The sequence below is a fragment of the Vibrio sp. S11_S32 genome (assembly GCF_014694465.1).
Lineage (GTDB): Bacteria > Pseudomonadota > Gammaproteobacteria > Enterobacterales > Vibrionaceae > Vibrio > Vibrio algicola.
Window position 1 is genome coordinate 1 of the sequence record NZ_JAAUWS010000065.1, and the last position, 11,252, is coordinate 11,252.

The 11,252-nt window shown below is 42.8% G+C and carries 9 protein-coding genes; 4 read left to right on the plus strand and 5 right to left on the minus strand.

Annotated features, from left to right (window positions below):
- The first annotated feature begins 545 nt into the window (after positions 1-545).
- Positions 546-1,448 carry a 1,4-dihydroxy-2-naphthoyl-CoA synthase gene (locus HC723_RS15490; RefSeq protein WP_194704567.1) on the plus strand — a complete coding sequence of 301 codons (903 nt, stop codon included), beginning with the start codon at positions 546-548 and terminating at the stop codon, positions 1,446-1,448.
- Positions 1,449-1,576: 128 nt separating this feature from the next.
- Here the strand turns inward: HC723_RS15490 and HC723_RS15495 are convergent, their stop codons facing one another.
- The 3 genes from HC723_RS15495 to HC723_RS15505 are packed head-to-tail and all read right to left on the minus strand — an operon-like array spanning position 1,577 to position 5,531.
- Positions 1,577-2,425, minus strand: coding sequence for a dimethyl sulfoxide reductase anchor subunit family protein (locus HC723_RS15495; RefSeq protein WP_190339717.1), 849 nt, complete (start codon positions 2,423-2,425; stop codon positions 1,577-1,579).
- Entirely contained in the window at positions 2,425-3,087 is a 663-nt protein-coding gene (locus tag HC723_RS15500; RefSeq protein ID WP_153448271.1) for a DMSO/selenate family reductase complex B subunit, read from the minus strand. The genes HC723_RS15495 and HC723_RS15500 overlap by 1 nt, the downstream gene beginning before the upstream one ends.
- Entirely contained in the window at positions 3,084-5,531 is a 2,448-nt protein-coding gene (locus tag HC723_RS15505) for a DmsA/YnfE/YnfF family dimethyl sulfoxide reductase (RefSeq protein ID WP_153448991.1), read from the minus strand. The genes HC723_RS15500 and HC723_RS15505 overlap by 4 nt, the downstream gene beginning before the upstream one ends.
- A gap of 234 nt (positions 5,532-5,765) precedes the next feature.
- On the opposite strand from HC723_RS15505, the gene HC723_RS15510 reads away from it, so the two are divergent.
- The 3 genes from HC723_RS15510 to HC723_RS15520 all read left to right on the plus strand — a co-directional run bounded on the left by HC723_RS15510 (position 5,766) and on the right by HC723_RS15520 (position 10,443).
- Positions 5,766-6,446 carry a molecular chaperone TorD family protein gene (locus HC723_RS15510; RefSeq protein WP_153448270.1) on the plus strand — a complete coding sequence of 227 codons (681 nt, stop codon included), beginning with the start codon at positions 5,766-5,768 and terminating at the stop codon, positions 6,444-6,446.
- 6 nt (positions 6,447-6,452) lie between these two features.
- Positions 6,453-6,953, plus strand: coding sequence for a ferredoxin-type protein NapF (gene napF, locus HC723_RS15515; protein WP_190339718.1), 501 nt, complete (start codon positions 6,453-6,455; stop codon positions 6,951-6,953).
- A 331-nt stretch (positions 6,954-7,284) separates the two neighbouring features.
- Complete coding sequence (locus HC723_RS15520) at positions 7,285-10,443, plus strand: DUF748 domain-containing protein (RefSeq protein WP_190339719.1); 3,159 nt, start codon at positions 7,285-7,287, stop codon at positions 10,441-10,443.
- 109 nt (positions 10,444-10,552) lie between these two features.
- On the opposite strand, the gene HC723_RS17740 is transcribed toward HC723_RS15520, so the two are convergent.
- Positions 10,553-10,675 (minus strand): hypothetical protein, encoded by a 123-nt coding sequence (locus HC723_RS17740; protein ID WP_267904258.1) that lies wholly within the window; start codon positions 10,673-10,675, stop codon positions 10,553-10,555.
- 302 nt (positions 10,676-10,977) lie between these two features.
- Entirely contained in the window at positions 10,978-11,196 is a 219-nt protein-coding gene (locus HC723_RS15525) for a hypothetical protein (protein ID WP_190339720.1), read from the minus strand.
- Between the last annotated feature and the right edge of the window lie 56 nt (positions 11,197-11,252).

An 11,252-nucleotide genomic window follows, 5' to 3' on the forward strand; every position in this document is an offset into this window, starting at 1 on the left:
AATATATAACAGGTTATTACAGCCGACTCAGACCGCATCAATATAATGGAGGGTTAACACCTAATAGATCGGAACAATTATATTGGGAAAACTCTAAAACTGTGGCCAATTTTCATTGACCACTACAGGTGTTAACATAAAATTAATACAAAAAATAACACACAGCAAGTGCTAATGTTATTTTTGCTAACTAAATCACCTATTTAGGGTTCTGTCGCAAAGTTGACGACGATAAAGCCAAGAAAATCCAACATTACATAACCTCAATATTTATCAAATTCAGATGTTACCTATCATTCTGGTAACCATACCTTATTATGAATTCAGTCAAATCCAATTGATATAAAAAATCACGTCTATTTGTAATATTATTGAACAAGTGTGATAGCAAACTCGAAGTTAGCGCAAGTCGAGCAAAAAACAACCACTTCAACCATGGCAACATGCTCATTGACTAACCGCCGCAACCTCTAATTTGATGTGTTAAACTAACGCCATACACTGCTCTCTAATAAATACAGCTCTAACCAATTAAGGTCCACATCATGAATACAGTTTCTGAAATTTTTAATCCTGCCGACTGGCAAGAAGTCGAAGGCTATTCTTTTGAAGACATCACTTACCACCGCGCCGTTGATGGTGGTGTGGTGCGTATTGCATTTAATCGCCCTGAGTGTCGCAATGCTTTCCGTCCTAAAACCGTCGATGAACTTTATATCGCACTTGAACATGCCCGCATGTGGAGTGATGTCGGTTGTGTATTAATTACCGGTAATGGGCCAAGTGTGAAAGATGGCGGTTGGGCATTTTGCTCTGGTGGCGATCAGCGTATTCGTGGCAAAGATGGCTATAAATATGAAGGGATGCCACAAGATCAAATCGATCCTGCTGCGTTAGGTCGCTTGCATATTCTAGAAGTTCAGCGCCTTATTCGTTTTATGCCTAAAGCGGTTATCGCAGTCGTTCCAGGTTGGGCGGCTGGTGGTGGTCACTCTTTACATGTGGTGTGTGATTTAACCTTGGCATCAAAAGAGCACGCAGTATTCAAACAAACCGACCTTGATGTAGCGAGCTTTGATTCTGGCTATGGTTCCGCTTATTTAGCTAAAATGGTAGGCCAAAAGAAAGCACGTGAAATATTCTTCTTAGGTTTAGATTACAGCGCGCAAGATGCATTCGAAATGGGCATGGTTAACAAAGTCGTACCTCATGCGGATCTCGAAAAAGAAGCCTTGGAATGGGGGCGTATTATTTGTCAAAAATCGCCAACGGCCCTACGCATGATGAAGTTTGGTTTGAACATGACTGACGATGGCATGGTTGGCCAACAAATGTTTGCTGGTGAAGCGACACGCTTAGCCTATGGTACAGACGAAGCGCGCGAAGGCCGTGATTCTTTTTTAGAAAAGCGCCCGAAAGATTTCTCTAAGTTTCCATATCATTATTAATCGCCATTTCATTTAATGACTGAAAAACAAAAGCCCGAGCATTGAAGTCCTCCTTAAAGTTGGACATTTCTGCTCGGGCTTTCTTTTTCCGCTAACGGTTTTTACATATTGGAATGAAACTAGCTCAACTAGATAAGACCAAAGGTAAAGTGCATGCCGTAGAAGACACCGCGACCAAAGATTTCAGCTGCAATAACAATCACAAGCGCACATAGGCTGTAAAATCTTACTTTATTCGTCGTTTGGTGTGCAGAAATGCCCCAGAACAAACCACCAATAACCCACAAAACACATTGGATCATGATCATGGTTGAGTAATCATTTAGCATCGTAATGCCTTGGTGAATCGATGTTTCTACGCCAGCAAAGTCGATAACACGAGCCACAGTCAATACTAGGTGCGTTGCAAGCAGTAACATACCAACTACGGCAATACGTTTGTTAGCAACGACAGAACTGCCATCGAAAGCATTAAGTAGGAAGTAGCCAAACAACAAGCCTGCTGTGATCACAGTGAAACCAAACTCAATTGGAGTAAATACTGTGTTCCAAAGTGGTACGGTATTGATCAAGTATACTTTGATCATGGCAATCATGAAGATCACACCCGCAACCGCACCTACATAACGCAAGATAGTGCGAAGGCTTTGGCTTGCAATACCAAGTAGCTCAGATAACCAGTAAACACCTGCAATCGCAAAGAAAGTAGAACCTGTCAAAATTTCGTTTGAAAGGCCAGATGCACCTACACGGTTAAGAGAGTTAAATGCACGCAATGGGCTGCCTAAGTGCATAGTCGATGACATAAAGCCTAGAGACATAAAGCCCAATACAAAAAACAAACATTTTACTGCAAGATTTTTTGTCATTGCTGCGTCTTTAACACACGCTAAACGGAAGGTAATCAATAAGTAAGCACCTACCGCACATTGTGCAAGAACGGTAAAAATAACTAAGGGTAGTTCTAAAAAGTGCATTAGATTACCTCCTTCGGATTTTGTAAGAAGCCAGATGTATCACCTAATGGTTTCGCATTTGGGTTTAATTTAACAATCAAGTTAGGGCTTGTTAGACGTGAATCTGGTAATGGCGCACAATCTGCATTCGTACCGTATTTAGCACGTAGCTCATCAATTGGACCAAACTCAATCGCACGTAATGGACAAGAATCCACACAGATAGGCATCAGACCTTCTGATACACGCTCATGACAGCCATCACACTTAGTCATGTGACCTTTTTCTTCGCTGTACTGAGGCGCACCGTATGGGCAAGCCATGTGACAGTATTTACAACCAATACACACTTCTTCATTAACGACCACTAAGCCATCTTCTTCACGCTTATGCATCGCGCCTGATGGGCATACTTTTGTACATGCAGGGTTTGAACAGTGGTTACAAGAAATAGACAAGTAGTATGAGAAAACGTCTTGACGGTATACACCATTGTTTTCAGACCAGTTACCGCCTACGTATTCATAGATACGACGGAAGTTACGTTTAACATCTAAGTCTTTGTTGTCTTTACATGAAAGTTGGCAAGTTTTACAACCAGTACACTTGCTGGAATCAATGTAAAATCCGTATTGCTTTTTCACTTTTACAGGTTGATTGTTTTTTACTGGTTGATCGCTCATACCTCAACTCCCATGCTTTTCACTAGCTTGATTTCTACTAAATTGGTGTGTGACGGGCTTGCTTTCGCAATTGGTGTCGGACGGTTGTTTGTCAACACGTTAAGCGCACCATTCATGTCTACGCCTTTCTTATTTGGCGCATACCATGCACCATCACCAAGAGCGGTAACGCCAGGCATAATGCGAGGTGTCACTTTAGTACAAACCTGAACCGTACCGAAACGGCTAGTTACTTCTACTAAATCACCATTTTTAATGTTGCGTTTTTGCGCATCAATTGGGTTCATCCAAATCTCTTGTGGAATTGCGGCTTTTAGCAATTCAACGTTGCCGTATGTTGAGTGAACACGGCCTTTAAAGTGGAAGCCAATCATTTGCAATGGGTATTGCTTACGCATTGGAGAATCCCAACCATCAAAGCTAGAGCGGTATTCCGCAATAGGTGTGATGTGTTCATCTTCCTCAAGTTCCCATGTTTTAGCCAATTCAGCCAACGCTTCTGAATAAATCTCAATTTTACCTGATGGTGTATTCAGTGCATTTGCTTTTGGATCTTTACGGAAATCTTCTAGTGCAACGTATGGACGATCAAACTGCTTTTTGTAGATGCCTTGCTTACGCATCGTATCAAAGTCAGGAAGATCTGGATCGTTGTTCTGTTTTTGAGTCTCTGCGTACATCCAGCGTAACCATTCTTCTTGGGTACGGCCTTCAGTAAACTCTTTACCACAACCCATACGATGTGCAAGATCAGAGATCATGTCGTAGATAGTACGACACTCAAAGCGAGGTTCGATAACTTGGCTAGCAAAGATAAAGTAAGGCATCATACCGCCAGCGCCGTCCATACAGAAATCTGATTGCTCAGAAGCAGTACAGTCAGGAAGGATAATATCCGCGTACTTAGCTGATGATGTCATGTGGTTTTCGATCACAACGATCATTTCACATGCTTTATCATCTTCTAGAATTTTCTTCGTACGGTTGATGTTTGAGTGCTGGTTGATCAGCGTGTTACTTGCGTATGCCCAAATAAATTTAATTGGGTTTTTCAGTTTATCCGTGCCTTGCAAGCCATCTTTGGTCGGAGTCAAATCAAATGGTCTTGAAATAGCATCTGTCCATAAGAAGAATGGAATCGATGCTTGAACAGGGTTAGTAAGAGTAGGGAAACGAACAAAAGGGTAAGTATGGTCACCTTCACGCATACCAGTACCGCCACCTTGTAAGCCAACTTGACCACGTAGGATCGATACCATAGCAACGGCTTTACATGCTTGCTCACCGTTTGATGAACGTTGTAAGCCCCAACCTTGGTTCAAGTACAAGCGCTTAGCATCGCCGATTTCACGAGCTAACTTGATGATGTCTTCTGCAGGAATACCTGTAATTGGTGCTGCCCACTCTGGAGTTTTCACCGTCTTATCATCGCCATTACCTAAGATGTAGTCTTTGTAGCTACCATTTTTAGGTGCGCTAGCAGGCAGTGTTTTCGCATCATAACCTACACAGTATTTATCTAGGAATGCTTGGTCGACTTTATTTTCTGTGATCAGAACGTGAGCAATTGCGGCACACAATGCCGCATCGGTACCGTGCTTAATAGGGAACCATTGATCTTCACGACCGCCGGCTGTATCAGTGTAACGAGGATCGATGATAATTGTGCGAGTTTTGCTTTTCTTTTTCGTTTCAACGTAATTATGAACGTTACCACCACCAGACATACGAGTCTCAGCAGGGTTGTTACCAAAAAGAACACACAAATCAGCGTGTTCGATATCATCAATACCATTGGTATCCATGTAATCGCCGTATAGGTATTCACACGCACTAGTATAAGAACCTGTTGAGTAATCACCGTAGTGATTTAAGTAACCACCACAAAGGTTCATCATACGAGCGATCAATGTTTCACTTGGAGCCCAGCTTTTTGTAACTGTGCCGCCAAGAGTACCAGTACCATAGTTAATATAAACTGCATCATTACCATATTCTTTGATCGTATTCTTCAAGCTACCAGCAATAGTATCTAATGCTTCATCCCAGCTAATACGCTTAAACTTACCTTCACCGCGTTTACCAACGCGTTTAAGTGGGTATTTAATACGATCTGGACTGTATACACGGCGACGCATAGAACGACCACGTAAACATGCACGCACTTGGTGATGATCATTAAAGATATCTTTACCAGTGTTATCCGTTTCAACCCATTTAATTTCACCATCAGTAACATGCATTCTTAACGGACAACGACTACCACAGTCGATGGTGCATGCTGACCAAACAATTTTTTCATCTGCTTTAGCAGGCGTTTCTATTGCTAATGCTTTTTTACTAAATGGCAATGTTAAACCACTGGTGGCAACAGCAAGTGCGCCCAAAGCAGAACCACCTTTAACGAAACCACGGCGCGTAACCGCAAATGCTTCGTTGAGCATCGACTGCCCATTACTTGTTTGTTTATGATCACCAGACACGGCATTTCCTCTATTTTATACTTCTTTTAGTTATGCCAAGAATTGTAAACTTACCACTATGGGGTTACCTTGTTTCAGATCAAAGTGTGATCAAGTTATCACACGTATATTATGTGCCAGTAATCAATAGCTAGTGCCGTAACATTCACCTCGTCATTACTATTGCCTGTTCGTATCTTTATAAAGAGAGACACTATGAGCCTTTCAACCTACAGCCATATCGAATCCGCCTTGATCAGCAAAATCTTAGGTTCATTGTTTTATTATCGCCCATGCCAATACTCTCAATACGGCATCGATCAAGTTTTGAATATTGAATTAGACCCACAAGACGCTTCACCATTAATGCAGCAGTTCGCGGCAACATTAAACCAATTTAAGCAAGCGGATTTGGATCAACTGACCTTAATACACGACGAATATTTCGCCGGCATTGCCGATATTCCGGTCCCACCTTGGGGCTCAGTTTACCTTGATCGTGAAAATGTCATATTTGGCGAATCCCACGCCCAATATAAAAAATTCTTAGCCCAATCCGGTTTTGAATTTGAAACCCAAAACAACGACCCACTTGATCACATTGGCTTGATGCTGATGACATTAAGCGCATTGTTAGACACCCAACAAAATGACAACGCGATTGATTCAAGCGAACTGCAAGAAATGCTGAGCGTCCATTTATTGCCGTGGAGCCAAACGTACCTATATAACTTGGTGAATTCATTAACCGATCCAACGTATTTAGCACTGGCGAAAACCACCCAAATCTTGCTTGATCAATTCAGTACTTTTTTCTTGATCCCAGTCGAGGCAAGAAAACTCTACATTGAAGCTCATCAAGACGCTGATACCAGTACAGATAGCAACCAAGGCTAATTAAGCATGTCGGACAAACCAAACTTAACGCGTCGTGGATTATTTGGTGGCCTGAGTACTCAAGCCAAGGCGATGAATATCCGCACCACTGAAAAAGTTCAGCGAAGCGTGGCGCGCCCACCTACCGCAGTCGATGAAGATATTTTTCAGCGTTTGTGTAATCAATGTGGCGAGTGCGCGAAAGTTTGTCCGCAAGACATTATCCATATCCAAAACGGTTATCCGACCTTAGATGTGGATTATGCCCATTGCACCTTATGTGGCGAATGCAAAAAAGTGTGCCCGACCATTGCCCTGTCTGGTGAGCAACAAGACACCGGCCTACGCGCGCAAGTAAACGACACTTGCATTAACCGTTATGGCTATTGTGATGCGTGCGAAAGCTCTTGCCCCACCCAAGCATTAAAGTGGCAAGATGGGGCTCGCCCAAGCATAGAATTGGCTGACTGTAATGGTTGTGGCGCATGCAAATCCGATTGCTATATCGGCGCAATTTCATTGCCATAATTTAGCGAACTGGCTCTCAAATACCCCTATTATTTATATGTTATATTGCTTATTCAGCTATACCCTAAGTAATTGAAGCCCCATGAGCTTAGCTTGCCTAAGTGATTGGGGTGAGTTAGCGCAGCCAACAAAGCTGCAGCTTCAAGTAAGACGGGTATATATCGTTTGAATAATGACCCGTCAATGAGCTTGTAATAAAAAACTGACAAATAAATCACCTATCTTGCTTTGTCATTTTTGATCTCAGGCTATAATGGCAACAGTGAATCAGCCCATTTAAAGGCTGAGAGCTTTCCCCACAAAGATTAACCCTGAGGTTCGAAACCACCCTATGCCACGCGCGATAAAAAATGCTTATACCAAATTCAAACAAGCCCCTCTTATACTGCGTATTGTCAGCTACTTACTGTTGATTTACGGCTTTTACGCCATTATCTTCGGGCTTATTATTCCAGCCGTGGCGCAATCACAAGCACCAAAACAACTGAGCGCGTTATTAGGGCGTGAGGTTCAAATTCAAAAAGTCAGCATTAACCCGTTTCTATTACGTGTTCGGGTCAACGGGTTTGATATCAAAGAGCAAGATGTAAAAGACTCTTTTGTGAATTTTGATCAACTTGAATTACAGCTTAGCTTTTGGCGCAGCATTGTTGATTTAACGCCAACCGTCGATCACCTTTATCTTGTCAAACCACAAGTGACGGTCGCGCGTTTAGATACCGATGCCGACTTTAATTTCTCTGACATCATCAAAACCATCAATGACAATGCCAGTAACGAACCCGCGGCCCCAGAAGCCGATAAACCAACCACCTCTTTGCCTTCATTTCGGGCGCAAGACATTAAACTGGTTCAAGGCCGCTTTGATTTTATCGACCAACCGACTGGCGCGCATTTACAATACCAAGGTTTGGATCTGCACCTGCCTCGCTTAGATTCACAAGCCCTAACCTTAGTAAAACCTCAAATTAATAGCGCCAACAAAACAGAACAACCAACCACGCTCGATAACAAAGCCAACCACTTTGCTCTAGATCTGATGGGGCTAGATAAAAGTAAGCTAAAACTTAAAGGCCAGTTCCAATTCCAACCTTTTGCACTGCAAGGGGATATCGCCTTAAACAACATTAAACTGTCACGCTTTTGGCCATTTGCTGAAAAAGAACTGCCAGCGCAACTCACTCATGGACAAGTGAATGTTTCAACTCAATTCGCGGTTAATCAACATAACGACAGTTTTCGTTTTTCTACCAACAAAGGTCAGTTTGAATTATTAGGCTTAGAGTTTGCCGATAAAAAAACACCTAAAATTAAACTGCCTCGTTTAGCGATTAATAACATATCCCTAAGCAGTGAAAGCAAAATTATCGATATTGAAAGCCTGAAATTACAAGGCTTATGGGTCGATGCCGCCATGACTAAAAACGGCTTGGATCTGCAATCGTTATTTACCCCAACCGCATTAAACCAACCGGCAACAAGTAAAACAGCTGCAAGCCCTAATCCTGAAAATAAAGCCGTAAACCGCGACAAAACTAAAGCGAATCAAACAACACCAGCAACCACACAATCCACTGCGGTTCACTCAAAACCTTGGCTAGTGCATTTGCATCAGTTTGATATGCAAAAAACCGATATTAACGTTAAAGAGCAATTGGTCAGCAATGGCGTATTTTGGCGTGTTTATCCATTGTCCATTACCACCAAAGACGTGTTGAGTGATCTCAGCAAACCGATTGATTACAACGTAGATTTATCGGTGAATTCTTGGTTAAGGAAAGCACCCGATAACACTCGTGGTTCGTTAAGCAGCCAAGGCAGTATCGATCTAACCAAACTCGACACTCAAGGTGTGGTGGTCGATGGCAATATCGCATTATCACAATTAGATCTAACTCAATTACAGACCTACATTAATCCGTATTTAAATGTGCAATTATTACGCGGCAAATTAAGCACAAAAGGCAAGTTCCACGCCGACAGCAAAGGCGCGGCCTCTTATGCTGGTAATGCTCAAATCGCCAGCTTGTTAGTTCGAGATCGCTTGGAATACCAACCGCTGATCCAATGGTCGAACATGACCATCAACAGCTTGAATTTCAACCAACAAACTCAACGTCTTAATATTGGCACCATTAACTTTATCGCCCCTTACAGCAAGGTATTGATCGACAAAAATCGTCATACCAATATTGGTAGCATCGTTAAACCTCAGCCGGCGTCCAAGGCTCGCGCAACTAAAAAATCCGCACCAAGCAAACCATTATCGGTCAAGATCCAACAAATCAAATTTACCCAAGGTTCGGCCTTCTTCGCCGATTATTCATTGCCAACCAGTTTTTCTTCAGGCATTGAATCGATTAATGGCAACATCCGTAATTTATCGTCCACTCCCGGCACCAAAGCGAGCGTCGATATTAAAGGTAAAATCAACAAGTACGCCCCTGTCACCTTAAAAGGCGAATTAAACCCGTTAATCAAACAGCCTTACTTAGATTTGGATTTGATGTTCAAGAGTGTCGAACTGACCTCGGTCAACCCATACTCGGGCACTTACGCTGGTTATTACATTGATAAAGGTCAACTGTCACTCGACTTACAATATAAACTCGAAAAAAATCAATTAGTCGGTGATAACCACTTAGTGATCGACCAACTTAAACTGGGCCAAAAAAGTGATTCCGACGAAGCCACTAACCTACCTTTAGGCTTAGCGATCGCTTTGCTGCAAGACAGAAATGGCGTGATCGATCTTGGCATGCAAGTCTCTGGCGATGTAAATAGCCCAGATTTTAGTGTTGGCGGAATAGTGATGACGGCCTTTACCAACATCATCACCAAAGCCGTGACCTCACCTTTCTCATTGCTCGCAGGATTGGCTGGCAGCGACGAGGAGTTAAATCATATTCCTTACGATGCGGGCCAAGCGCAATTAAACCAAGAAGCGACCGACCGTTTAACCACCTTAGGTAAAGCGCTGCAAGACCGACCAAAACTGAAACTCAGCATTGTAGGTGCAGTGGCCGACGCCGATGATAGCCGAGCCTTAGCCGAAGCCAAAGTGCAGCAATTATTATTACAAGACAGCGGCTTAGATAAGTTACCTGCGGATGCTTCAGCCAGTTCAATCGCTAACAATGAAGACTTAACCGATAGTATTGAAGATGTGTACGACGATCTGCCTAACACCAGCATTGGTGATGAAGAAGATAAGGTAAAACTGCAGATCCAACAAAGCAGCGGTAAAGAAAAAGTCGATTCTAAGCAACTGGAAACCGCGCTGCATATTAGCTTATACAACCAGTTAATTGACGCGCAAACCGTCACTCAAGATGAATTAGGCAGCCTAGCAGTCGAGCGTTCACGCGCCATTAAGGCATACTTGGTCGATGAGCAAAAAATCGATCCGGCGCGCGTGTTTATCCTCGACAGTAAATCGCAGCTAAAAACCGACAGCCAAGGGGCAGAGTTAACGATTGATGCGGAGTAAATACACGTATTAATTTAGGCCAAACCATTAAAGCTCAAGCGCTCCTAATCGGCAGCACTTGAGCTTTTTTATATCCGGCAATTGGTGATTATGATAATTGAAGTGGATCTTAAAATGCATATTCCATTCCAGCGGTTAACGTCACTAAACTATTATTATCATAGCTTGCTTGGGTGATCTCATCTTTGGCGTCTTTAAGCATGGTGTATTGCCCGACTAAGAAAATCGACACATCATTAAACTGATAACGACCACCTAATTTAATTGCTTGTGCGTCATTGGCGGGGGCTAATGGGTTAACAATGCCAGTTTGAAAATCGAAGGTAAGACTTTGAGGAAGCTCAATATCGGCGCTGCTGCCAACATGGTTAACGCCCGTGATGTATTTGGTCAGCGAACCTGACTCACCAATATCATCAAAACTGTGTTTTACGCTCGATTGGTAACCTAAGGTTGCACTTAATGCAATATCCGGCAGATGAAACGAAGCGCCAGCAGTATAACCAAAACCATAGTCCTTACCAAAATCTATGGCTAGGTTGCCGCACCTCCGGTTAACGCACCATCAAAATCGACTCCAATCTTAGTTTCATTAATCGTCGGCCCTAAAAAAGCCGAGAAATACGGATTGGCCTGATACTTAGCAGTAATCGCCAATACTCGGCTGCGAACATACCCCCCCCAAGATAAGCAACCTTCGGTTGCGACTTCAACGCAGTAAGTCTTTCGAATACAATAACGTGAAAGTATCACGTTAGGCTTTTCAATGTACGACCCTAATCATTTTAAACACCTATTTACGCTTGGTC